The organism is Candidatus Lernaella stagnicola (assembly GCA_030765525.1).
Classification (GTDB): Bacteria; Lernaellota; Lernaellaia; order Lernaellales; family Lernaellaceae; genus Lernaella; species Lernaella stagnicola.
The window spans coordinates 48935-72885 of the sequence record JAVCCK010000018.1 but is presented as its reverse complement, the minus strand read 5'-3'; the positions used below and the strand labels follow the sequence as shown (position 1 = coordinate 72885).

Genomic DNA, 23951 nt, shown 5'->3' with positions numbered 1-23951 from the left:
TGCGACAACGACATCAACATCATTATGTTTTTCATTCTGTCTGAAGTGACTGACGACGACGATCTCGTTGATGATAACGATGACGACGACGACGATGACGATGACGATGACGACGACGATGATGACGACGACGATGATGACGACGACGATGACGATGACAACGATGATGATAACGACACCGCGCCCGGCGACCCTGTCCTCGTGGCGTTCCAATACGCCGGGATTGACGGCGCGTGCCATGTACTCGACGACGTCACGATTACCGACGGAAACAAAACCACGGTCCTCAACGAGAGCTTCGAATCCGGTTCGGTACCGGCCGGTTGGTCGCAGATCGCAAACCTTCCCTCGTATACGTGGGATATCAACGGCGGAACCGCGTCGGGCATGACCCCGCACACGGGAAGCTACGAAGCGGAAATCGAATGGCAGGCGGCCGCGCAACAAAACGAATGGTTGATTACGCCCAGCCTCGGCGGAGCCAACAACGGGCCTTTCGAAATGACGTTCTGGAACGCGGGAAGCGTCTATTGGTCCTCAAACGCTACGCTGCACGTGCACTATTCCTGTGACGACGGCGATACGTGGAATGAAATGTATACCTTCCCCGACGGCGATGAGACCGACAACTTCGTCTGGTACGGAAACACGTTGGCCTTCGATTGTGGCGCGGGCGATGACGACGACGATGACGACGACAACGATGACAACAATGATGACGATGATAATGACGACGACTCCACGCCGAGCGAGATGGAATGGACCTTCGTTGTCTATATGGCGGCAGACAACAACTTGTCGTCGTTTGGCAGCGGCGACCTGCAGGAAATGCAGGCCGTCGGCTCCACGAGCGAAGTCAACGTGATTGTCGTTTACGACGGTCCCAACAACAACGACAGCCGCACCTATTACGTCGAAGCGGGTAGCTTGGTGACGCTGCAAAATCTAGGCGAAATCAACACCGGCGACCCCGACGACCTGACCGCCACCGTCGGGTGGGTGTTCAACCATTACCCGGCCGAAAAAACGGCGCTGGTCATTTGGAATCACGGAAGCGGTTGGCACGATGCCAACGACGTGCCGGTGTTCAAATACGTCGCCTACGACGAAAGCAGTGGAAACGACGCCCTGGATAACGAGGAACTCGATGATGCCCTGCAATGGCTTCGCTCCAATACGCCGGTCGGCACGATCGATCTCATCGGCTTCGACGCCTGCCTGATGCAGATGGCGGAAATCGCTTATTACCTCAAAGACGATGCCGACGTGATGGTCGGCTCCGAGGAAACCGAGAGCGGCGACGGCTGGCCATACGACGACGTGCTGCAGGAACTGTACGACAATCCGTATTGTACGCCCGCGACACTGGGAACCGCCATCGCCCAGGCGTTCGTGGCCCAGCCCGACGCGACGCAATCGGCCATCGACCTGAGCGAAATGACCTCCCTCGCCACCGCGATGGACGGCTTGGCCGATGCGCTGCTCGCGGTCGGCGGCACGTCGCATTCCGATGTCTACGACGCCTACATGGACACTCTTTACTTCGATGACTATGACTACATTGACCTCTACGATTTCGCGTCTGAGATCATCTCGCAAAACATTAATTCGACGATCAACAACAAGGCGTCCGCCCTGCAGAACGCGGTCAATGACGCCGTGATCTGGCACGGCCACGGTGGCTACAGCTACGCCGATGAGCACGGAATTTCAGTGTATTTTCCGGTGCCTGGCTCCGGAAACTTCGACAGCGACTACTACAGCCTGGCCATCGCCCAGGCCACGAGTTGGGATGACTTGATCGACGATTGACCGATCCGCCTTTGGTAGCGAAGTCCGGTTATTGTTTTTCAAAACTTTCTCTTGACTTGTCGATGAATATTTGCAATACTTCTACTCGCAAGAAACTCGGAGAAACCCTGTAGACTCTGAGTTCGTTGGTTGGTATATTCGCCTCCGGCCCGAACGTTGCGCTTTTCAACTTAAGCGGACAGACTTCGATCGGACCGGGCAACCTCAGGAGGCGTTCTCGATGTCAAAGAAAATTTTCACGACCGGTGAAGTCGCCCGCCTATTGGGTATCAACATCAACACGGTCATCAAATGGTTCGACCAGGGCGACATTGACGGCTTCCGTTTGCCGGGCAGTAACGAGCGGCGCATTCCGCTTGCCGGGCTTCGTCGATTTATGGCCAAAAACAGTATTCCGATGGATTTACTGAGCGAAGATACACCCATGCGTCGGCAACATCACCGTGTGTCCTGCTCGGATCAGGCCGAGATGACGATCGTGAACGGCAAAACGTACGGCCCGTACCAGGTGTCGGTGCTCGACGTGTCTCACGGCGGCGCGCGCCTGGCCGTCAGCGGCCGCAAACCGCTTAGCTTTCCGGTCGGGCATTTTGAGTTATCCGTTCAGGTGACCGACGGCAACTTGTCCGGCGCCGTCTGGCGTGGTCACGTCGCCCACATCACGCCGCGCGGTGACGACCTTTTTGTCGGCATGCGTTTCTTGGAACTGCCGACCAAGGAAGCGAAAAGCGTCGACGCGTTCGTTGCCGCAAACACCTGATTCGCCGCCTCTCGAAGAGCTCGCGCACCATACAACCGATTCCGTAAGCCAAAATCGTGTGCGAACCAGGGCCGTTGTCTCCCTTCACATATCCGACTAGAATGCCGCCACGGCAAATACGATTTTGCCGCTAATAAAAGGAGGCTTCTATGGCGTTTTCCCGTTATTTACTCATGCTTGCCATTCTCTCCCTGTTTGTCGTGTCGTTCGCGTTTGCGTTTGCGTGCGGTGACGACGATGACGATGACGACAGCGTTCCGGGCGATGATGACAACAATGACAATGACAACGACGATGACAATGATGACGCGGGCGACGATGACGATGACGATGACAATGACGACGATTCATCCGCCGGGGCTGTTTGGACGGACTCAACCACCGGCCTTACCTGGCAAAACGAGATGCCGATCCAGTTAATTTGGGAACAAGCCCTTAGCTACTGCAACGATCTGGAATGGGGTGGATTCAGCGACTGGCATCTGCCGACGATTTCCGAACTGCGCTCCCTGATTCGCGGCTGCGATGCGACAGCGACCGGCGGCTCCTGCGGCGTGACCGATTCGTGTCTCGCCTACGACTCGTGCTGGGACATAATCTGTTGGTCCTGCGATGAAGGAAACGGCCCGGCCAACGGCAATTTCTGGCCGAGCGAAATGGTAGGCCTGGGCGGCTGGTATTGGTCTTCTTCGGCCATTTCGGATTACGCCGATTGGGTGTGGGCGATTCCCTTCTACGGCGGCGATATTGACGGCTACGACGCCTCGCTGGAGGTCTACGTACGCTGCGTCCGCTGAGCATCTAGAACCGCTTTCGCGTCCGCGGATCCCCGTCGTTCCAGACGCGCCCTCTTAAACAAGAAACGGCCCGCCGCTCGGCGGGCCGTTTTCAATTTATGATTTCGGTAGCACGTCTAGAAGCAACTCGGGTCGATGCCGGCGCCCGCGTTGATCAACCGGGCGATCTTCCGCGCGTAGCGGTACGAATCGCGAGTGCCTTCATCCAGGTAATCCTCGATGTCGGCGATCGCTTCGGCAACCGTCGCGGCGTCGGTCCAATCCGACAGATGAACCGGCGTATCCAGGGCAAAACCGGCTTGGTAGTCGAGTTGATCGGACAATTCGTAGGCCGCCAAATTCATCAGCAATCCCGCGTAATGCTTCAACGCGCGTTTTTTCCAGTCGCGGCGTTTGTAGTTTTGCTTGAACTTGGCTTTCAACGCCTTCTTGATGTCCTTTTCGTCGTCGAAATAGGGCGAGTATGTCGCGGCGAGACGCGCGATTTCCTTCACGTCTTTCTTGTCGTACGGGCTAAAATGTCCGCCGCCGTGGCCGTGCCCGTGACCGTGACGCCCTTTTTTCTTGTCGAAATAGCGCCGCCAGAAATGCGTCCGTTTCGGATTGACGCTGCCCGGCTCGCAACCCAAGTGTGTCAGGCCGAAAGTCAAACCGAATTCATCCCCGCCGGCGATGATGATGCCCAGGCTGTCCGCGGTGGTCAACATCATGTCGACCGGCGCCGTCGTCAGGTCGATCACGGCGACATAACAGTGCTTGGCGTTGACAACCCGGAAGAAACCCGTGTCGTCGGAAAAGTCGAAGTCGAACAGTTCGTCCGCGCCGTCGACGAATCCGTCACACTGATAATCCCGGTAGAAATCGACGCGCACGCCCTCGATGCCCGCATCGTCATCCGTATCCACCACGCCGTCGCCATTGTCGTCAAACAACACGTAGCCGCCCATTTCGTAATAAACCGGCTGCGGCGCCGCAAGGCCGAAATTGATGTCGAGGTAGTCTTCCTCGGTGGTAGCCACCGCGACCAACTCGTCGGTGGTATGCACGAGCCCGGTGGGAATGAATCCCGGATCCAAATCCGCCACGTAGCAGCGCCCCGCGTGCGTCGGCAGGAAGAAGAATCCGTCGTTGCCGTCCGTGCCTTCCAGCGTGTAATCGTAGTCGTAGATCTCGTCGTTGCCGTCAATGATGCCGTTGCAGTCGTAGTCCCGCGTGAACATCACCCGCACACCGCCGATGCCGCTTTCCTCGGCGTCGAACTCGCCGTTCCAGTTCTTGTCGTGGAACACGTAACCGGCCATGGTGATTTCCTCGGCGGCAAACGCTGCGCTGCTACCGATCATCAAACCCACCATCGCGAGGACGACTAAAACCAAGATGTGTTTCGTTCTCATAGGCTCCCCTCCTCCTTCGAATCACGCCACAAAAAAGTGACTACCTGACTATCGCTTTCTTATGCATGCCCGCCCGCAACATCTTTCACGTTGCAAGCAGGCGGCCTGTCCTACTTCGCCGTCTTGACCGCCTCGATGGCCGCCGGATTTGCGCACGAGGCGACATCGCCGACCTTCTTGCCGAGATACACGTCTTTGACCACGCGCCTGAGTATCTTCGCCGACCGCGTTTTCGGCAGATCGTCGACGAATAGGACCTTCTTGGGCCGCAACGTCTTGCCGAGTTCTTTCACGATCTGCTTCACGATATCCGCGCGCAATTGCTCGCTCGCTTCCACGCCCTCTTTCAACACGATGAACACCACCGCGTCCTCGCCCTTGAGCTTGTCGGGCACGCCGATCGCCGCCGCTTCCATGGCGTAACGATGCTGCAACGCCGCCGATTCGATTTCCGCCGGACCGGTGCGCTTGCCGGCGATTTTGATCGTGTCGTCGCTGCGCCCGCGCAGGAACCAGAACCCGTCCTTGTCCCGTTCGGCCCAATCGCCGTGGAACCAAATGTCATCGAATACCGAGAAATAGGTTTCCAGGTAGCGATCCGGATCGTTCAAGAACCCCTTGGTCATTGACGGCGCCGGTTTCTTGCACACCAAGTGCCCGATGCCGACCGGCAGCGAGTTGCCTTCCTCATCGAATACATCGACCGCCATGCCCAGGCCGGGCCCGCGCAAGGTACACGGCTTCAAGTCCGTGATCGGCAGCGGCGAAAGGTGGCAACCGACGATTTCCGTGCCGCCCGAAATGTTGATGATCGGCAACTTTCCTTTGCCGACCTTATTGAAAAACCACATATAGGATTCCGGATCCCACGGCTCGCCCGTCGAACCCAGGTACTTCAGCGACGACAGATCGTGCTTATCGACCCACTCCTCGTCAAAGCCCTTGAGCAAGCGAATCGCCGTCGGGGAAATCCCCAGATGGGTGATCTTGTGGCGCTCCACCAACTCCCACAGCCGATCCGGATCCGGATAGTTCGGCGCACCGTCGAACAGTACGTACGTGCTGCCGAAAACCTGCACGCCGATCATCTCCCACGGACCCATCATCCAACCGATATCGGTGAACCAGAAGAAGACGTCGCCCACCTTCACATCGAAAGCGTAGCCGAGTTCCTTGGACATCTGTGCCAAACAGCCCGCGTGCGTGTGCACCGTGCCCTTGGGTTTGCCCGTGGTGCCCGAAGTGTAAATCATCAACGCGTAATCTTCGGCCTCCATGATCTCCGTCGTGCAGGCTTCGGATTGCTCGGCGATGAATTCCGTCCATGTCACGTCGCGACCGGCGACCATATTCACGTCCACGTTGGCGCGCTCAAACACGACGACCGTTTCAATCGACGGCGTCATCTCCACGGCGCGGTCGGCCTCTTGTTTAATCGGGAATATTTTCCCGCGGCGCAGGGAACCATCGGCCGTAAACAGCAGCTTGGCCTTCGCGTCGTCCATGCGGTCGGCCAGCGCGCGCGCGCCGAAACCCGAGAAGACCGGAATGACGATCGCGCCGATTTTCATCGTGGCAAAAAAGGCCGCCACGATCTCCGGCACCATCGGCATATAGATCCCGACTCGATCGCCGCGCTGCACACCGGCTTGCTTCAGGGCGTTAGCGGTACGGCACACGAGCGCATTGAGTTGCGCGTAAGTCCATTCGGTAACGTTGCCGTCTTCATCTTCGTAGATTATCGCCAGGCGCTCGCCGTGGCCGTCGCGAATATGGCGGTCGATGCAATTGAGCACGATGTTCGTCTTGCCGCCGATGAACCATTTCGTCCACGGGAAGCCACCTTCCTGCACCGCCGAATAAGGCTCGTACCACTCGATATTCAAATCATCCAGGGCGGCGTCCCAGAACCAACTTGTGTCCTCCACGCTGCGTTGGATGAGTTCGTCGTAGCCTTCAATTCCATGCTTTTGCATAAAACGCGCGATGTTGCTCTTTTCTAGATAATCTCCATACGGTTTCCAGATGATATCGCTCATTACCTACTCCTGCCGAATCGAAAGGGACACGGGGCCTTTTTGATGTGTGGCATATGATCCCACCGGCGCTGCCGCGAGGCAAGAGGGTCCGGCCAACAAATCACCGAAAAACCCTCCCAAACAGCACTAAAGACAGGACGACCGGTCATCCAAGCCTGCGAACCCGCGCGCCGTTTTACGGGTGAATTGTTCCTTCTCGGGTCACGCAACCGGCGGCGCCTCTTTTTTGCATCGTCGCGTTCTCCAAAATCGTGTATCTTATCGCCTCTGTTCACGCATCACTTTTTACGTCGCACCGGCGTTGTCTATGCAGGAGGCTCGGTCGCCGTTGCTCAACAAAGTTGCCTTCATTGCCCGTCGCGCCTTTCTCGATGACGACGCCAACCGGTCGGCGTCATCCTCCGAACCGCTGCGCTGGTGGGAGATCGCCTTTCTCGCTTGTCTGTTGATCGTCGCGTGGCAGATACGCGGCTATGTCTTCGAACGAGTCGTGCACCTTGACGGTGAATCCGTTTTCCGCGCCGCCGACGCCGTCAACCATAGCGCCGACCCCTGGGACCTGCTGATTACAGCCGGTTTTTCCGGCTCCGGAACCGGGGGCCAAAACCTCTTTTACGCCATTAACGCCGCCCTGGCCGGTCGCGTGGAACACCCGGTTCAGGCCATGCGCCAACTGGCGTTGTTTTTCGGAATCGGCATCCTCGTGCCGTTCTTTTTTTGGATACGACGCGCCCTCAACCGACGTACGGCCTTGCTCTCCGCCACTCTGCTCGCCGCGTACGTACCGCATGTCGTGGTCAGCGCTGTGCCGATGGCGCCGGCCGGTGCGCTCTTCTTCGCCGCCTTCGGTGGCTGGTTTCTCCGCTCGTATTTGCACGCGCAGCGCAATTGGGCAAAGCACGTTTTTTTTGTTGCGGCCGCGCTTTCTCTGGCCCTCGCCACCGCGTTTCGCATTGAAGCCTGGCTGTTGCCCTTTCTTTTCGCCGCCTTCATGTGGCGGGAAAAAGGCACTCGTATGGCCCTGTTCTTTCTGGCTGTTTCCTGTTCCTACATTGTGTGGCAATTGTCGTTGAACGTTTGGCTCTCAGGCCGCGTCTTCGGCTTTTTCGAAACGAATTTCGTCTCCCCTTTCCAGCAGTCGGGGCGTGCGCCGACCGCCGGGCCGCCCTATCCTTCTGATCTTCCCATCTGGAGCGTTTGGCTGGTCATGCTGCGCACGCAATTGGGAGTCGCGTTCCTGGCCTTGGCTTTTGTGGGGAGCGTAACCGCCTTTATCCGCCGCCGCGGAGACGTCTTCGCCGCCGCCTTTCTAATGACACTTTTCATCCTGACCGCCCGCGGGCTCATCGGCGGCCAGACCACCTACGAACGATACAGCCTGTTCATCGGCGTGTTCGCGCTGCCTCTCGGATTCATCGGCCTGGAAACTGTGCTCGACTTCGCTTCTCGCCACCGGTTGAAAGCAGTCATGATCGATTTAGCGAGTATTGTGCTGGCTGTGTCGGTGCTACTGATTGCGCCGGGCGAAATCGACCGGCGGATTCCCCACATGAACTTTGGAACCGAAAAAACGGAATTCGTGACCTGGGCCTCCGCCGCCCTGCAACATGGCGACGTGTGCACACTCACCATTTCCAACGAGTTTTTCATGTTGGCCGTTTCGCAAAAGAAGCTCGCTTTCGACATGGTGCCCGTCGACGCCCCCGGGCCGTCGTCCGCCGGATTTGCCGGCCGTGACGGGTCGCCGCTTCACGAGTCGGAAGAATACCGCCGGGTTTTGCTGCATGCCCCCGGCGCGGCAGGCGAAATGAAACGGCAGTTGTTTATGTTGCGCACGCCGGCGCAACCAGCGGCGTTTGAAGTCCCGCCCGCCGGTAACCTTCTATTCCGCAATTCCGTGGTCACGGTTGTGGAAATGCCGGAATAGAAAAACCCGCACAACCTTCATCAGGTCGTGCGGGTCGTTCGGTTAGCTACTTGTCTTTACCGCTCTCAGCAACCGCAACCGCTGTCGTCATCGTCGTCGTCATCGTCGGCCGCATCGTCGTCGCCGCCGTCTCCCGGCGAGGCATCGTCGTCATCATTGTCATCGTCGTCATCGATCGCGTCGTCGTCAGTGGTGTCGTCGTCACCGGCGGCAGGGTCGTTGACCGTAATCAAATCAACCTTCACCTCTTCGCCGATGCCGGCGTCGTTTTCCGCCTCGAGCGCGACGCTGTAGACGCCGGGTGTAGCGAATACGTAGGTCGGGGTTTGGCCGTGCAGGATGACCGGGTCATCTTCCAGATCCTGCCCGATGTACCACGTCCGTGAGGTGATCCCGCAGCCTTCGACCACGGTCGAGAGGTCCGTGAACTGCACGGTCAGCGGCATGTCACCTTCGGTAACGTCCACTTCGAAATCGACGGCCGGTGGGCCGCAAGTCACCTGAATCATCGCGATCCGCGACTCGGTCACCCGCCCGGTGCCGTAGGGCACCAAGTAGACCAGCTTGACCGTATACGTACCCGGAACTTCGTACACGTGGCTCGGATTCGCGTCCGCCGATGTCGATCCGTCACCGAAATTCCACTCGATCGAATCGGGTTCGCAACCGGTGTACAGCTCGGTCAAGTCGGAGAACTGCACCGTTAGCGGTGCCGGCCCGGACATGACATCGGCGTCGAAATCAAGCGTCGGGCGTCCGCACGTCGCGTCGACAAAGCCACTCTTGGTCACCGTGTCGTCGCCGTACGGGCCGGTAACCGCCAGGGTCACATCGAACAACCCGGCTTCTTCGTACATGTGTTCCGCGAACTGATCCGTCGAGGTCGCGCCGTCGCCGAACGTCCACAAGTAACTATCGACCGCACCGCTGGTTTGCGGCGTGAAGTGCACCGTCAACGGTAGGTTGCCGGTCGTGTGGTCGGCGGCGAAATCTGCGGTCGGCGGATCGGTATTCGGCACGGCGATAATCTCGAGGTTGTCCAATCCCCAGTATTCGCCCATGTTGCCGGTTGTGTAACGGAATTTGATTTTCACGTCGGCTTGGTTGTCGGCGTACTGGGCAATGTCGAGAATCTCCATTCCTTCCCGGTCGTCGCTCCAGTTGACGACAGTTTCCCAGGTCGTGCCGCCGTCGTTGGAAATTGCGACGTAGGCGTGGTTCGGGAAGAGGCCCCCACCGTTCTCGAAATGGTGCGTGAACGCGAGGCTCGTATCGGTGTAGCCGTACAGATCGATGCTCTCGGTGATGATCTCGTCATCCCACGAAGTGTAATTACCGCAATCTTCGGCATCGGCGATGATGAACACGCCGTCCCAATTCTCGTCATTGCGTCCGCCGGGATTCTCGTCCGACCACGTGCACTGCCCCGTGTTGTCGATGATTTCCCAATCGTCGGGGATACCGCTCTTGTCGTCGAAATCCTCTTCCCAAATGCAGATCGGGCCGACGGTCATATCCGAGAGTTCCACCACGTTGTCATCCTCGTGACTGAAGGGGTCGATCGCGCGCACGACGTAGTAATAGGTGACGAAATTCTCCAAACCGGTGTCGACGAATTCCGTTTCCGCAGTCTCACCAATCGGCACCGAGAAGTTCTGACCGCCGCTCGTTTCCGCGCGGTAAATCCGATACATGATCGGGGTCGTCAGATCCGTCGCGGCGCTCCAGCCCAGGTTCACGATGCCGTCGTCCGCGTCGATCGACGTCACGCCGGCGAAAGTCGGCGCAGCGCAGTCGGCGTACGCGTCATCGGTTTTCTCTTCGGCGCCGCCGCTGCCGGTATCTTCATCGTAGTAGGTGATAATGACGTCGTCGCCGTCGGCTACCTTAAGCAGGCCATCGCCGACCGTGCCGCCCATCGTCAAATCGATTTCGCCGATGAAGGTGCCCGTGCCGGCCTTGTCCATAATGATTTCGCTAAGCGAGATGCTCTCGCCGCCCGCTTCAGTCGTGCTGGTAATCGTCAGGCTATAGGTGCCCAGGTCGGTGAGGTCGGCGTCGGAAAGCGTCACGTTGACCGTGCCGTTCTCGTCGTATGCCGTGCGGTTCAAGCCCACAATGCCGTCGGCGGTCGCGCCGACCATGATGTCTTCTTCGTGCGGCCGGTACATACGACGGGTAACCGTCATGTGCACGTCGCTCAGTCCGCCGATCGGCGCGTCAAATTCCACATGCGCCGTGCCGCCCACCGAATAGGCTTTGCCCAGGATGATGCCGTCCTGCACCAACGAAACCAACGCGTCATCGACGCTGACTTCCACGTCGTAGGACGTGGCGCCCAGCGGAATCACCGGCAGCGACGAGACCGTCATGGTCTGCGGAACGCCGGCCCACATTTCCATCGTCGGGTCGCCGAACCAGTGAAATTCTTCAATGGCCGTCAAGCGATAGGGATCGCTCGAATAGTGGAAGTCCATGTAAAGCTTGCCGTACTTGAGCACCATGCTCATGCGCCATTCCGGCTCGTTGGCCGTTCCTTCGGGCCACTCGGGCTCGAACTCCGGCCACATCGAATCCAACCAGCCCCAGAACATGCGGTCATTGCGCCCCGAATAGCTCACGCGCGTCGAGGCCAGAATGCCCACTGCGCCGCCGTTCGGATTGCGTTCCCATGCTTCGGAAAAGCGGTTCGTGTCGTCACTGCCGCCTTTCGCGGTCTCTTCGTCGAAATAGCCCGTCAAGCAGTTGATCGACCACACCACCGGCAGCTTGTCGCCGTTGACCAATGCCAAGGCTTGCGCCGCCGAAAACGCCGGTTCCGACCAACCGTCGGTGCCGCCGTGATCGCGGTGGGTAATAAACGCGGTGCCGCTGTTGACCGCGGTTGTGATGTCTTCATCGCCGCCATCCCACGCAAAGCCGCTGCTGCGCAACAAATCGGGCGGAATGTTGAGGTCGCCGTAGGTCCACCACTGCGGTGTCCACTGGTACGAATCCTGGTTCCAGTAAAGCGGCGTCACGTACGAATCGGTGAAGTAGATCCGGTGCGGCGTGAAGGGGCTGCCCGCCATGTACTGGTTGAACCATTGGTATGTTTCTTCACTCGTGCGGCAGAAGCGCCGTTCCGCGTAGCCGCTGTGCGAGTGTTGGAAGTACGCCGCGTGATAGGAGTTGGTGTAGAAGTCCACGTCGGTGATCGGATACCGTTCGTAATTCACGATATCGTCGATGTGCTTCTGGGCCTCTGCCAACGTATCCACGCTGATGCGCGCGTGGGCAATGTCGGCCCATTCGTCGTCACCGTCCACCGTCACGTAATACAGGTCCGACCCAATCGAGGGGTTGTCATAAGTCGGCGAAATGAATTCCGCGTCACCCAGGAACAGAATGAATTCGGGAGCCGGATCCCAGGTGTCGTACGCGTTTTGTACCCACGCCTTGATCGCCGCAACGCTCGTGCCCGTTTCGTCGGTCGTGTATACTTCGGTGTCGTAGCCTTGCAGAACTTTCCACTCGGCCAGATCGGCCGCCGCGTCCGCGAAATCCGGCGCGGTTAGAATTACGAATTCCGCTCCGGTCGGGCTCTTGCCCGTCAGCGCCGGCGCCGGTTCGTTAATGAAAGCCATGCGGTTGGCCGCGAGATTGTACAAGCTTTTGAACGCCCGGCCGCGCCGATCGCCGAAAAACTTGCCTTTCGTTCCATGAAATTCCACTTCGACCCGCAGGTCCGGATACAGCCGCGCCCGCGCCTGGACCGGATTCACCTGGACCGGGTACACGCGCAGCATCATCATTTGCAGCCCGCGAATCACAAAAGGGCCCTCAATATCGTAGAAACGGCCCGGGAAGTATGAGTTCGAATTGTAGATGTCGTCGTTAAGCGCGAATTCCGGTTCGTCGACGCCGTAGCAATCGGCCGCCGGCGCCTGCGCCGGGGCGCAATTCACATCTTCGACGGTGCGCGCTTTGCCCACAGTCACTTGCACTTCGGGCGTCGCGCCTTCCGGAATCGCAATCAACTGCGAAAACACCGGTACTGCCGGGTCGCCCGGGTTGGAGTGACGGCCGGCCCGAGCGAAGTCCACGGTCTGGAATTCCATGTCTTCGAGTTCGATTTGCCGCACCTTGAAGGTAGGGATGTGTACGCGAAACGAATACTCCGCGGTGGTGTTCTTCTCGATCACTACGCGCGGTGTCTGGCTCGTGATCGTCCCGTCGATTTTGACCCACTGCGTGTCGGCAGTAGCCGCAACCGCCAGGCACATCGCCAGGGCGACAAGGAAAATCTGCACTTTAAATCGACTCATGTCCGGACTCCCGTAAAACGTAATTGTATTCCTCACATCCGCTGTGGTGTTTTGCGCACACCGTTCAGCGAATAGCCGTCTCAATTATCACTGCATACCCTACATTTAAACGCGATGACAATCAAAGCGGCGCAGTAGTGCGATTTATTGAAACTTAATCTCTTGACTTTTTCTCATGATGGTTACGTTTATTGAGAATTACCACTGAAAAGAACGGCTTTGAACGCTTCGCCGCCGCAGGGCGGGGTGTGAAAGAGATAAGACAACCGGCAGCCGATCCGGAACTCGGCGCGCAAAAAAAATCGGAGGAACTCATGAGGAAAACTATCCTAACGATGCTCGTAATCGTGTTTCTCGCCGTTCCATTCGCGGCCCACTCTCAGGACCCCGATCTACCCGAAGACAACGAACCGGACGTCGGTGCCCAAAACGCCCAGTTTCCAGCCTGGTCAAGCAACGGCTCGGTCGGCTACTCGCTGATCGGTAAGCGGGTCAAATCCAACTCCCTGACCGGCGATCTTAACGTCACGCGCGAGGGGCAATGGACCAACAATTTCATCAAAAGCGGCATCACCTACGGCGACGTCACCTATCCGGACGGCGACCCGATCATCAACGCCAACCGCTATTTCGGCAACTACAAGCTTGAGGGGTATCTGACGCGCGCCAAGAAGCCCTACCTGTGGGCCTTGGTGGGCGCGGAAAGCGACGAGTTTCAAGGGTTCTGGGGACGTTATAACCTGGAAGGCGGTGTTGGTTACAACTTCTTCGGCGTCGCCAAACACGTACTCAAGACCGAACTGGGTTACGCTTTCGTCGACACCAACTGGATCGAGAAAAAAGAAATCGAAGACGGCGAGTTCCACTATTGGGAACCCACCCACAACGGCCTGGCGCGGGTCATTGCCGCAGTGCCCATCCTTTCCTACGCGTTGTTCACCGAAGAGGTCATGTACCGCCACAATGTCTCAGACCAGGATGACTACTATGTCGAATCGACCACGGGCCTTGCGTTTCGCTTGACCAGCAAGCTGTCCTTCAAAACGTCATTCAACATCAATTACACCAACAAGCCCGGCTTTGTGGAAGAACTCGACCTCACGGGCGCGGTTGTTACATACGACGACGACGGCGACCCCGCAACCGACCAGATCGCCGCCCTTGAACTCAACGAGCGCGCCAGCTACTCGCTGAACAACGCGCTTGTCATCTCGTTCTTCTAATCGGCGTCGTCGCAAAACCAATGAGGAGAAAAAAACATGTTTGACCTTGAACTCGTCAAAAAACTTCAGGAATGGCTGCTGGCAAGCGGCGTAGGTTTCGCCATCAATCTTGTCGTCTTCCTGCTGATTCTGTTCTTCGGACGTTTCATCATCAAAGGCATTTTGCGCGTGAGCCACACGATGCTTAACCGCTCAACACGAATCACCGAAACTTTGGAAAAATTCGTCCAAAACGTTTTCAGCAAAATCCTGTGGGTTGTGCTGCTGATGATCGCCCTGCCCCGGCTTGGGGTGGACATCGCCCCGCTGATCGCCGGCCTCGGCGTCACCGGCTTCATTGTCGGCTTCGCGTTCCAGGAGTCCCTGGGCAACCTCGCGGCCGGCTTGATGATTATTCTCAATGAGCCCTTCCGCATCGGCGACTTTGTCGAAGCCGGCGGGCACGCCGGAGTGGTTCAGGAAATCAATATGATGGCCACCTCCCTGACCACGCCCGACAACAAGAAGGTTGTCATTCCGAACCGGACCATTTGGGGCGGCCCCGTCGTCAACTATTCGGCCCTCGACACTCGTCGCGTCGACCTCTCGGTGGGCATCTCCTACGCCGCCGATATCGGCAAAGCGCGTGACGCCATATACGACGTCCTCCGCGCCAACGACAAAGTGCTGCCCGATCCGGCGCCGGTCGTCGAATTGGTTGAAATGGCCGACTCGTCCCTCAACCTGGTGATCCGGCCCTGGAGCCAAACCGCCGACTACTGGGACGTCTATTTCTCCGTCAACCGCGCCGTCAAAGAGCGTTTGGACCAAGAAGGGATCGAAATCCCCTTCCCGCAAATGGACGTTCATCACCACGGATTGCCGCCGCACGCTGTATAAGTTCACATCGTGGCTCGGCCCCGCTTCGGATGGGGTCGAGCCCGTCTTCATCTGTTTCGAAATTCACCCGAGATGGTGGGTTAGGACGACCCGCCTTCGATCTCCGTCCAACTCAGCACGTCGATGGGGTCGGTGAGAATGTTGTACGCTGGGGAATAGGTGTACCAATAGTTCGGATCGGAGTTGTTCGTGAACTGGCTCGGGTTCTGCACCCCCACCGAGCCAAATGCCGTCACCACACCGGTAAAATTGATCTTGCCGTGCAATTCGTAGTCGCCCTCGGTGTACACCAGACCGTTGATCTCGCTTTGCGCGTTCGTGTCGAAGTTGATCAACACATCATCCTGGGCCACCATGGTGACGGTCGGTGTGCCGCTGGTTACGAAGCCGCCGGTGCAAATGATCTTCCCCGTCGTCACCAAGGTGCCGGTACCGGCGATCGAGCCGTTGAGTGTCAGGTCGCCGTCGACGAATATCACGCGGTCGCCGTTGGGTCCCGGAGTCACGTCATCGAAATTCAAGTTGTTGATCGTCACGTTCGTGTCCGTGTTGCCGTACGTGCCGTCGTTGTCGATGAAGAAATCGCCGGTTGCCATATTCGCCATCGTCCGCCATTCCTCGTCTTTCAGCTTGACGGCCGCCAAATCCATCGGTTCCTTTTCAATGCGATTCAGACTCTCCGTGTCGCCCACCGCGTTCAACGTAGCGCCGGACGGCATGTACACGTTCAGTTCCGGCGTGCCGGCGTCGAGGTCGAAATACGCGTCACCGTTGAGCCGCACGCCCTCAGTGGAAATCCGCGGCTTGCCTTCCAAGGTGATGTCGCCGCCCACATTCAGCGCCGCTCCAAATACCGTATCCACGTTGACGATCACTTCGATCTTGCGCCGCGCGCCTAAGGCCCTACCTTGAGCCACGATGCGAACCAAATTCTCCGAAAGCCGCTCGACGCTCGCCGAGGACATCGTGTAATTGCCAATGGCCTCCGCCGCCACGTCGCCGGTGAAGCTCCGGTTCTCGCGCATTTCCCACAACGCCCGCTGCACGGCGGCTTCGGCCGCCCAAAACGACTGCGTACTGTTGCGGTATTGCCCAGCGATGCGAATGTCCGTACCCACGACCATCAAGCTGCCCAAGCCCAATAGTGATACGCCCATCATAACGAGCATCACAATCAGCATGATCATGCCCCGCTCGCCGTCTTGTCTGCGAATTGGCTTGTTCATGGTCATGCTCCTTACGGACAAGGGCAATCGCCCACGTAATTCGATGCGTAGGCGTCGCAACCTTCCGGCTTGTTTCCCTGCAAATCGACCGGCTGCACATAGAACCGGTAGCAGGTGATATCGGCCTTTAGCTTGGTCGTCGTGAACTGCACACCCGGCGTGGCGGGATCTTGGTCGACCACCAGCGTCTCAACCTTGAAATACGAGCCGCAATCGTCCGACCGATACACATTGTAGCCCTGCACATCCGGCTCCACGCTGGCATTCCACGACAACAACACGTTTTGTTTGGAAAGCGCCGTCGCCACCAAGGCCAAAGGACAGGCGGGCGCGGTGTTATCCGGCGCGTAGTCGTAAGTGAACGCACCTGTTTCCGGTTCGCGATCGGTCACGCCGTTGTTGTCCTCACTCTCGAAGTAGAACCAGATACGTACGTCGCTTTGATAAGGCACATCTCCTTCCCAGCGTTCTTCGGTGTCGTCATAAGCGAGCGACTGCACGGCATAACCGCTTTCGGGCGCCACGCCTTGGAAAGACGAGTCGCTGAAGTAGTAAACCTTCACCCAATTGATGCCCGAACCACCCAGGTCGTTGACCGCCAAGTGCACCGGCACCGTCCGGTAGTTCTCGACCTGAAGCTGTCCGGCCACGTTCGTACAGGCCGTGTCGAGCGCCGGCTCGTCCTGTTGCGCGCTAAACATATCGGGCGCGGGGCGCAGCGGAATGTCCATCTCGTCGCTGATGCATTCGCGGCCGTACCACGATGTTTTCTGATACGTGAAGTCGGCCCGCAGGTCGGCTCCGTGCATGTCCACGTCCTGCAAATCGCCGCTGTGGCTGACTTTGGTTCCGTAACCGAAAGATTCGACCAGAGGCGAAACAAGCTGAATCGTTTGGCCGACGATCCCGCCGACCAGCGCCTCTTCCACCTTATCGCCTTCGTGCAAATAGATCGTATCGCCGCTCGCAAACGACTGCGTGTCGGCCAGCGTCAACGTGTTCGCGCCCGCATTGGCCGACTCGTACAGCGTCGTGTAGTACGCGACGAAAGTGAGTTTGACTGTGCGCGTCGAGCTGGCTGATATCGAAGGATTGCTCGGAGAGAAACTGACTTCCGCGCCCGACTGCGCCGGGTTGCTCACTCCATTCCAAACCGTACTGCCCGAGGGCACTTCCACTTCCGCGACCATCGCCAACGCACGGTCCCAGGTGAAGGTGGCACCCACGAGATTGACTTCCGTCCCGGAGCTGTTCTGGATTTGGAACAGCACCTCGTTGTCGTTCGCGCCCGTCACTTCCGGCGTGTATCCCTCATCGAGATACAAACCGCCGTTGCGCACGTGAATCTGTACGTACGGACTCACGCCCCACGCGCCCTCATCGTCGAAGGCAACCGCGTAAAATTGGTAAGTACCGTCACACCAATCGGTCACGTCGCCGGCCCCGCACGGATTCTCGTTGCCGCCGAAACCGCAGAATTCCGGCTGATACTCGACATGTGGCAACGAGAGAACCCCCGGGTCCGGTTCCACCCAGAAATTCACCGCGGTGATCCCCGCGCCGTTGTCTTCGGCCATGGAAGGTGGTTCGTGAATGCCCGGTTGGTCCGGATCATACGCCTGGACCTGAAACACGACTTGTCCGTCTTCGACGACCAACCCGTCGGTGGGCGTGAGGATTGAAACAAGCGGGCCCGACGCGTTGGGCACCGCATCGGCCGTCGCCGAATCGGAGTAATTGCCGCAATAGTCGAAGGCAAAAGCCGCGTAGTAGTACCACGTGCCGTTGATCAGCCCCTCGTGTGTCGCGGTCATCGTCTGCCCGGATTCGCCACCGAAGGTGTCGAGCAGGTTGCCGTCGTTTGGATTCTGCGGATGGCTGACCGTGCTGTAGCGAATCGCCACGCCGGCGAAGTCGCTCGCGGTCGGATTGATCCAGGACAGATCCACCGAGCTGTCCCGCCCTACCGCTTGGAAAGGTGTGGGCGGCGCGGGCGCTTCGGCGGGTATTTCGGTCGGCGTCGTGTTCGTGACGTTGCTCGTGGGCTCATCGTCGGCTTGCCCGTCGCCGTCCCCGTGCGCTTCCTCGGACGGGTCTCCGACATTGGCGCAATCGATTGCGACGATCGCATAGTAATAGGTGGTGCATGCCTCGACATTGGCATCGGTAAACGATTCGGCTTGGTCGTCCAAGGTGTTTTCGTCCGCAATCAGGTTGTCGGGACTGATTGCCACACCCGGGCCGTTGCCGCGGTAAATCCGGTAGCCCTTTACATCCTCCGACTCCGACTTCGTCCACGTCAGCGACACCGAACCGACGCCCGCGCTGGCGTCGACATTCGTCGGCGGTTCCGGCGGCGTTTCGTCCCGCAACGTGATCAAGATTTCCGTAGTGGCGATTGATTCGTTGAAACTCGAGTCGTAGGCGATCATCGTTACGTGGTAGGAGGTGTTGTTCTCCAACCGCGGATCCGACACGGTGAATTCCGTGAGTGTCTCGTCGGGAACGTTGGCCGGCGGCGTGTAGTATTCGCCCGCGTTCAAGCCGTAATTGATTTTGTAACCGCCTAGATCCGTAAGCGCGGTTCCGTCACAGGCGTTGGCCGCCGGCGCCGTCCACGTCAAGGTGAACTGCTCGCATTGATCCGTGCGCGCGGCCAACATATTGGTCGGCGGCGCGGGTGCGCAGGTGTCGGCTCTGAAGGGGCGGTTGCCCATGTTGCGCAATTCAATGGCCTGGGTATAACGCCGCGCGGCTTGCTGGGTCGGGCCTTCGGTTTCCAGCCGTATTTCCACTTTACGCACCGCGGCGCGCTGGATCTGGTTCAGTCCGGATATCGGGTCGGGTACGAGCTCTTGGTCCGATTCTTTGTAGTAATGAAACTCCAGGTCGTGCAGCCCCTCGGCCACCAGTACGCCGTTACGCAGCAAATTCCCACCGGGGAACGCCACTTCGTAGGTTACCCGCTCGATCGTGCGCACCAGCGTTGCATTCGCCGGAAACGGATTCGCCAGCGGGGTATCCAGATAGATCGTGTCGGGCTCGTTGTCGAAACTCACGACCGAACCGGCGGTGGCGACCTGTACCATCTCGACTTTGCCGCCGCCGTTCAAGAAAATGTAATCGCCGTCTTCAACCACATCTCGTTGATCGTTCAAGTCGATCTTGATCTGCATCGCGCCCGTCACGACCGCCTCGGCCAACATGCCGGTGATATCGGCGTCGACGTCGCCCAAAAACGTGAACTTGTACTTCTTGGACTCGGTAAACGACTCACCGGTCACGACACCGAAACCCGCCATGCGCAATTCGCGGCTGATTCGGTCCAAGGTCAAACGCGCCGACTGCGCCAAATGAGAATAAACCTCGATGCTCTCAAAACCACGTTGCTAACTGATAAACACGCCGTACGCCCCGGCAATCAACACCATGCCAACCGCCATCGAGATCAGAAGCTCGAGGATCGTAAATCCGTTATGGCGGCTATCGTGTTTCATCGCGCAATCACCGTTTGAATGGATATCTGTTGGCCTTTGGCGGCGTAAATCTTCACTTCCACAACCTTCAGCGTATCTTCCTCGTTAGGCGTCACCACAACTTCCCGTTTGTACGCCGGGAAGTCCGCGATACTGCCGAATCCCTCCTCCGACGACTCGATGTCGTCGTAAAGCACATCCTTAATACTCTCGAGCTTCGTACTCGCCAGATTCGTCATCGATGTCATCTGCACCGAAAATTCCTGCCGATTGGCCACCGTACTCATGACGGCGGCCAGACTGAGCAAGCCCACCGTTACCAAAAAGGTTCCCACAACCAACTCTGCCAGCGTGAAACCCCCTTCGTATTTGCGTTGGTGTATCGCTTTACTCATAGGAACCTCTCCCAGGGGCCCGGGGAACTGTTGATGTTGTACCGCCACGATTGTACGCGCCCTGTGGCCAAGACTTCCACCGCCCGCCCCAAATCCGGCATCGAGGTTTTGCGGTGGGTTAAGTATAGGATTCCCGGATCGCGCGTGGCGCCATTGGGCCTAAACGTCAACGAAATCGGATCGTGCGTTCCGCCGAAATCCACCATCGATGCGATCGCGTGGCCGTCGGTGCCCGTGGTCGTGGGAGAGGCGAAAACCAACCCGCCGGCGAATTCGCTAAGTTCGTAGCTGCGAACCATGTCGGCAACCTGAATGCCGTCGAAGTCCCCATCCGAGTAAAGGTTGATAACGCCGCTATTCACGTCGAAGGTAACTATCACGTCGTTGCCGTTTTTCACCGCCAGCGACCGCGCCTCCCGCAGCGCCTGGGCCATCGCCCGTGTACCACGGTTGACTTCCAACACCGGCGCGAATCCCCGTACGACGGGAACGGAAGCGATCATGATCGACACCACGGCAATCGTTATTAGAAGCTCGATCATTGTGAAGCCTTGGTGTCCCTTGAGGTGCATTCGCTTTCGTTCCTTTCCAGCCGCGGGCCGCAGCCCCCAGCTAATTCACCAGTCCGAAAGACTGCAAGCGCAATGCCAAAAAACATCTCGAAAGCCACTGGAATTACCCGTGTTTTTTCTACCGGTATTTTGTCGTTACTACAAAAAGTAATGATTCATTACGAATTGAAACCCGGAAATCTCGCCTTTCGGCGCTCTGGATGGGATATGTCCCGTACCATTCATTTTTCATGCCGATCTCTGATGGGAGCCCGCCAACCCCAAAATCCCGCAATAACGAGACCTATTCTCGATAAATCGCCGTTTCCAAGCCCACATTTTGCGCGTTTTCCATGGTCCGGCTGTCGCCGGCATGGCTCGGCCCGGTCGTCTTTGCCGGTCAAACGGCAGTCTTTTCCCACACATAACGCCGCCGGCTTTCTCATTTCCGGGCACCCTTACACGCCGCGCCGCTTTTTCCCTTGACCGAATCCGGCGAATTTCCGATGATCATAAAGCTCTTATCAAGAGTGGCGGAGGGAACGGGCCCTGAGATGCCACAGCAACCGTTGGCGATAAAAAGCCGAGGCCGGTGCTAACTCCCGCAGGGAAATGACCCCTGGAAGATAAGGTGGGTGAAGGAAAAACTCCCCCCTCCTGGCTTCCGGGAGGGGTTCTTTTTTGAGCCCCTCCATTAAAGGTCATCCACACAATCAAGGGCGGAAAGGAATCGCGCATGGCGAGTGTTAAGCGAACTTTCGCCGAAATTAACGAGAAGATTCGCGCCAAGAAGGCCGTCGTAGTCACGGCGGAAGAATTGGTCGGTATCGTCAAGGATAAGGGGGTCGAGGAAGCGACGGCCGCGGTGGATGTCGTGACCACCGGAACGTTCAGCCCCATGTGTTCCAGCGGCGTGATGCTCAACTTCGGTCACACCACGCCGAAGATCAAAGCGCAACGCGTCTGGGTCAACGACGTGGAGGCGTACGCCGGATTGGCCGCGGTCGACTGCTATCTCGGCGCCACGCAATTGCGGGAAGGTGACCCCGGCAACGAAGTATATCCGGGCAAGTTCAATTACGGCGGCGGCCACGTGATCACCGATCTGCTCAAGGGCCGCACGGTGACGCTGCGCGCCGAGGCCCACGGCACTGACTGCTACCCGCGCAAGCACTTTGTGGGCGAGTTTAAGCTCGCGGATTTCCGTGAGGCGTGGCTGCTCAATCCGCGCAACTGCTACCAGAACTACAATGTAGCGACCAACAGCACGGACCGACTCATCTACACCTACATGGGGGTTCTCAAGCCGCGTTTCGGCAACATCACCTATTGCAGCGCCGGGCAGCTTTCGCCGCTGCTTTGCGACCCTTACTACCGGACCATCGGTTTGGGCACCCGGATTTTTCTCGGCGGCGCTCAGGGGTGGGTGATCGGGCCCGGCACCCAGCACAGCCCCGACGCCAAGCGCACCGCCGACGGCGTGCCGAGCGAGGGCGCCGGCACCTTGGCCGTACGCGGCAACCTGAAGGAAATGTCGTCGCAGTGGGTGCGCGGGGTCAGTTTCCTGGGTTACGGCGTATCGCTGGCGGTGGGTATCGGCGTTCCGATCCCCGTGCTGGACAGCGACGTGGTGCGTCTCGCCTCGTTGGGTGACGCGAAGCTGCCGGCGCCGCTTATCGACTACGGCGCGGATTACCCCGACGCCGTCGACCGGGTGCTGGCGGAAATCAGCTACGCGGATTTGAAATCGGGACACGTGGAGTTCAACGGCAGGCAAGTGCCCACATCCCCCTTATCGAGCTACCCGGCGGCGCGGGAAATCGCCGCCGTTTTGAAAAACTGGATCGCGGCGGGCGAATTTGTCCTCGGCGAGCCGCAAGACAAACTGATGACGAGATAACGAAACCCTAATCGACAAAGGAATCCCGGAATTGCCACACTTCGCGCCTCAATTTGAAAAACACACCATGGAGACGCAACAGGCATGACCCGTTATGAGAACCGTCTCTATCGGAATTTTGCGCCAACACGGACCACCGCGTTTCGCGTGACGATCGGTCAAAGCGACCTGTTCGTGCGAGCCGATCGTGATCTGCAAACCGAAGTTCGTGACACCCTGTTGACGGTGCGATACCAGATCGAACGCTACATTCAAACCAACGCTGCATTCGCCATTTCCCTCGAGTCCCTGGCCGACGACCCCCTGGCTCCGCCCGTGTGCCGCAAAATGCTGAGCGCCGGGCGCGCCGCCGGTGTCGGTCCGCTGGCTGCGGTCGCCGGGGCTGTCGCCGAAGAAGTCGCCGAAAAGGTCGGTCACCTGACCAGGGAAATCATCATCGAAAACGGCGGCGACCTCTATTTGAAACTCACCGAGGACCTCGTGGTCGGCGTACATACCGGCAAGGACTCTCCCTTCTCTGACAAGATTGGGTTGAAGATCTCTGCCGCCAGTACGCCCTGCTCGCTGTGTACGAGCTCGGGACAATTCGGGCATTCGTTCAGCTTCGGTGAAGCCGACGCCGTGACCGTACTTGCATCAAGCGCCTGCTTGGCCGACGCCGCGGCAACCGCCGTGGCCAACCTCGTGCAATCGCCGGCGGATATCGACGCGGCATTGGCGCGGGCGCGGGAAATCGAGGGAGTGATGGGCGCGGCTGTATTTGCCGGCGACAAAATGGGTTTGTGGGGCGATTTGGAGTTAGTGAATCTGACCGATTCTTAATCTGGAGAAGAAACCGATGATCACGAAAGTCAAAGTCCTTAAGTTCGACGAAACCGCGTGGAAGAAGCCCGTCGTCTGCGATTTGGCGCGCAACTTCGACATCACCTTTTCGATCCTGAAAGCACGCGTGCTGCCGCGACAGGAAGGCCTGCTGATTCTCGAAACCCAAGGCGCAAACGGCGAATTCGTGCGGGCCGTCGATTTCCTGCGAAACATTCAGGGCGTGAGTGTTTTCGACCTCGAAAAGGAAATTCTCTACGACAACGAGGTCTGCATTCAATGCGGTGCCTGCACCGGCTTTTGTCCGTCCGGCGCGTTGCACATCGCCAACCGACTCACGATGGAAGTGGCGTTTCGTTCCGAAGACTGCATCGGCTGCGAGCTGTGCCTGACCGCCTGCCCGTCGCGGGCCCTGACGCTGGCGGAAGACATCGCCGTGTAGC

General features: G+C 58.4%; 17 protein-coding genes and 1 riboswitch. Of the genes, 9 read left to right on the top strand and 8 right to left on the bottom strand.

The window, feature by feature from the left end:
- From P9L99_08445 to P9L99_08435, 3 genes are all read left to right on the top strand, one after another.
- Nucleotides 1-1812, top strand: a 1812-nt coding sequence (locus P9L99_08445; protein MDP8223373.1) for a clostripain-related cysteine peptidase, incomplete at its 5' end; no start/stop codon positions are given.
- Nucleotides 1813-2032: 220 nt separating this feature from the next.
- Nucleotides 2033-2572, top strand: a complete 540-nt coding sequence (locus tag P9L99_08440) for a PilZ domain-containing protein (GenBank protein MDP8223372.1) — start codon at nucleotides 2033-2035, stop codon at nucleotides 2570-2572.
- Between the two features lie 149 nt (nucleotides 2573-2721).
- Nucleotides 2722-3369, top strand: coding sequence for a DUF1566 domain-containing protein (locus tag P9L99_08435; GenBank protein MDP8223371.1), 648 nt, complete (start codon nucleotides 2722-2724; stop codon nucleotides 3367-3369).
- A 116-nt stretch (nucleotides 3370-3485) separates the two neighbouring features.
- Here the strand turns inward: P9L99_08435 and P9L99_08430 are convergent, their stop codons facing one another.
- Both P9L99_08430 and P9L99_08425 read right to left on the bottom strand, forming a co-directional pair.
- Entirely contained in the window at nucleotides 3486-4763 is a 1278-nt protein-coding gene (locus P9L99_08430) for a hypothetical protein (GenBank protein MDP8223370.1), read from the bottom strand.
- A gap of 110 nt (nucleotides 4764-4873) precedes the next feature.
- The gene (locus tag P9L99_08425) at nucleotides 4874-6802 is read right to left on the bottom strand and encodes an AMP-binding protein (protein MDP8223369.1); all 1929 of its coding nucleotides are present in this window, start codon (nucleotides 6800-6802) and stop codon (nucleotides 4874-4876) included.
- Between the two features lie 307 nt (nucleotides 6803-7109).
- On the opposite strand from P9L99_08425, the gene P9L99_08420 reads away from it, so the two are divergent.
- A complete protein-coding gene (locus P9L99_08420; GenBank protein ID MDP8223368.1) occupies nucleotides 7110-8729 on the top strand; it encodes a hypothetical protein in 1620 nt (539 codons plus the stop codon).
- A gap of 65 nt (nucleotides 8730-8794) precedes the next feature.
- On the opposite strand, the gene P9L99_08415 is transcribed toward P9L99_08420, so the two are convergent.
- Nucleotides 8795-13036 (bottom strand): C25 family cysteine peptidase, encoded by a 4242-nt coding sequence (locus tag P9L99_08415; protein MDP8223367.1) that lies wholly within the window; start codon nucleotides 13034-13036, stop codon nucleotides 8795-8797.
- Between the two features lie 314 nt (nucleotides 13037-13350).
- On the opposite strand from P9L99_08415, the gene P9L99_08410 reads away from it, so the two are divergent.
- Both P9L99_08410 and P9L99_08405 read left to right on the top strand, forming a co-directional pair.
- Complete coding sequence (locus P9L99_08410; protein ID MDP8223366.1) at nucleotides 13351-14259, top strand: DUF481 domain-containing protein; 909 nt, start codon at nucleotides 13351-13353, stop codon at nucleotides 14257-14259.
- Between the two features lie 36 nt (nucleotides 14260-14295).
- On the top strand, nucleotides 14296-15138 hold the full coding sequence (locus tag P9L99_08405) for a mechanosensitive ion channel family protein (protein ID MDP8223365.1): 843 nt from the start codon (nucleotides 14296-14298) through the stop codon (nucleotides 15136-15138).
- A gap of 80 nt (nucleotides 15139-15218) precedes the next feature.
- On the opposite strand, the gene P9L99_08400 is transcribed toward P9L99_08405, so the two are convergent.
- The 5 genes from P9L99_08400 to P9L99_08380 are packed head-to-tail and all read right to left on the bottom strand — an operon-like array spanning nucleotide 15219 to nucleotide 20807.
- The gene (locus P9L99_08400) at nucleotides 15219-16364 is read right to left on the bottom strand and encodes a hypothetical protein (GenBank protein MDP8223364.1); all 1146 of its coding nucleotides are present in this window, start codon (nucleotides 16362-16364) and stop codon (nucleotides 15219-15221) included.
- 11 nt (nucleotides 16365-16375) lie between these two features.
- Nucleotides 16376-19699, bottom strand: a complete 3324-nt coding sequence (locus P9L99_08395; protein MDP8223363.1) for a fibronectin type III domain-containing protein — start codon at nucleotides 19697-19699, stop codon at nucleotides 16376-16378.
- Between the two features lie 54 nt (nucleotides 19700-19753).
- A complete protein-coding gene (locus P9L99_08390; GenBank protein ID MDP8223362.1) occupies nucleotides 19754-19861 on the bottom strand; it encodes a prepilin-type N-terminal cleavage/methylation domain-containing protein in 108 nt (35 codons plus the stop codon).
- Nucleotides 19858-20235, bottom strand: a complete 378-nt coding sequence (locus P9L99_08385) for a hypothetical protein (GenBank protein ID MDP8223361.1) — start codon at nucleotides 20233-20235, stop codon at nucleotides 19858-19860. The genes P9L99_08390 and P9L99_08385 overlap by 4 nt, the downstream gene beginning before the upstream one ends.
- Nucleotides 20232-20807, bottom strand: coding sequence for a GspH/FimT family pseudopilin (locus P9L99_08380; protein ID MDP8223360.1), 576 nt, complete (start codon nucleotides 20805-20807; stop codon nucleotides 20232-20234). Before P9L99_08380 ends, P9L99_08385 begins: the two co-directional genes overlap by 4 nt.
- Nucleotides 20808-21304: 497 nt before the next feature.
- A riboswitch (SAM riboswitch) is annotated at nucleotides 21305-21419 on the top strand.
- 103 nt (nucleotides 21420-21522) lie between these two features.
- On the opposite strand from P9L99_08380, the gene P9L99_08375 reads away from it, so the two are divergent.
- The 3 genes from P9L99_08375 to P9L99_08365 all read left to right on the top strand — a co-directional run bounded on the left by P9L99_08375 (nucleotide 21523) and on the right by P9L99_08365 (nucleotide 23950).
- Nucleotides 21523-22686 carry a homocysteine biosynthesis protein gene (locus P9L99_08375; protein ID MDP8223359.1) on the top strand — a complete coding sequence of 388 codons (1164 nt, stop codon included), beginning with the start codon at nucleotides 21523-21525 and terminating at the stop codon, nucleotides 22684-22686.
- Nucleotides 22687-22770: 84 nt separating this feature from the next.
- A complete protein-coding gene (locus P9L99_08370; protein MDP8223358.1) occupies nucleotides 22771-23508 on the top strand; it encodes a UPF0280 family protein in 738 nt (245 codons plus the stop codon).
- Between the two features lie 16 nt (nucleotides 23509-23524).
- A complete protein-coding gene (locus P9L99_08365; protein MDP8223357.1) occupies nucleotides 23525-23950 on the top strand; it encodes a 4Fe-4S binding protein in 426 nt (141 codons plus the stop codon).
- Nucleotide 23951: the final 1 nt, after the last annotated feature.

What these genes read in the sequence shown, in the direction of transcription:
- P9L99_08440 (MDP8223372.1), top strand. Translation starts at nt 2,033, where the DNA reads ATGTCAAAGAAAATTTTCACGACCGGTGAAGTCGCCCGCCTATTGGGT.
- P9L99_08435 (MDP8223371.1), top strand. Translation starts at nt 2,722, where the DNA reads ATGGCGTTTTCCCGTTATTTACTCATGCTTGCCATTCTCTCCCTGTTT.
- P9L99_08430 (MDP8223370.1), bottom strand. Translation starts at nt 4,763, where the DNA reads ATGAGAACGAAACACATCTTGGTTTTAGTCGTCCTCGCGATGGTGGGT.
- P9L99_08425 (MDP8223369.1), bottom strand. Translation starts at nt 6,802, where the DNA reads ATGAGCGATATCATCTGGAAACCGTATGGAGATTATCTAGAAAAGAGC.
- P9L99_08420 (MDP8223368.1), top strand. Translation starts at nt 7,110, where the DNA reads ATGCAGGAGGCTCGGTCGCCGTTGCTCAACAAAGTTGCCTTCATTGCC.
- P9L99_08415 (MDP8223367.1), bottom strand. Translation starts at nt 13,036, where the DNA reads ATGAGTCGATTTAAAGTGCAGATTTTCCTTGTCGCCCTGGCGATGTGC.
- P9L99_08410 (MDP8223366.1), top strand. Translation starts at nt 13,351, where the DNA reads ATGAGGAAAACTATCCTAACGATGCTCGTAATCGTGTTTCTCGCCGTT.
- P9L99_08405 (MDP8223365.1), top strand. Translation starts at nt 14,296, where the DNA reads ATGTTTGACCTTGAACTCGTCAAAAAACTTCAGGAATGGCTGCTGGCA.
- P9L99_08400 (MDP8223364.1), bottom strand. Translation starts at nt 16,364, where the DNA reads ATGAACAAGCCAATTCGCAGACAAGACGGCGAGCGGGGCATGATCATG.
- P9L99_08390 (MDP8223362.1), bottom strand. Translation starts at nt 19,861, where the DNA reads ATGAAACACGATAGCCGCCATAACGGATTTACGATCCTCGAGCTTCTG.
- P9L99_08385 (MDP8223361.1), bottom strand. Translation starts at nt 20,235, where the DNA reads ATGAGTAAAGCGATACACCAACGCAAATACGAAGGGGGTTTCACGCTG.
- P9L99_08380 (MDP8223360.1), bottom strand. Translation starts at nt 20,807, where the DNA reads ATGCACCTCAAGGGACACCAAGGCTTCACAATGATCGAGCTTCTAATA.
- P9L99_08375 (MDP8223359.1), top strand. Translation starts at nt 21,523, where the DNA reads ATGGCGAGTGTTAAGCGAACTTTCGCCGAAATTAACGAGAAGATTCGC.
- P9L99_08370 (MDP8223358.1), top strand. Translation starts at nt 22,771, where the DNA reads ATGACCCGTTATGAGAACCGTCTCTATCGGAATTTTGCGCCAACACGG.
- P9L99_08365 (MDP8223357.1), top strand. Translation starts at nt 23,525, where the DNA reads ATGATCACGAAAGTCAAAGTCCTTAAGTTCGACGAAACCGCGTGGAAG.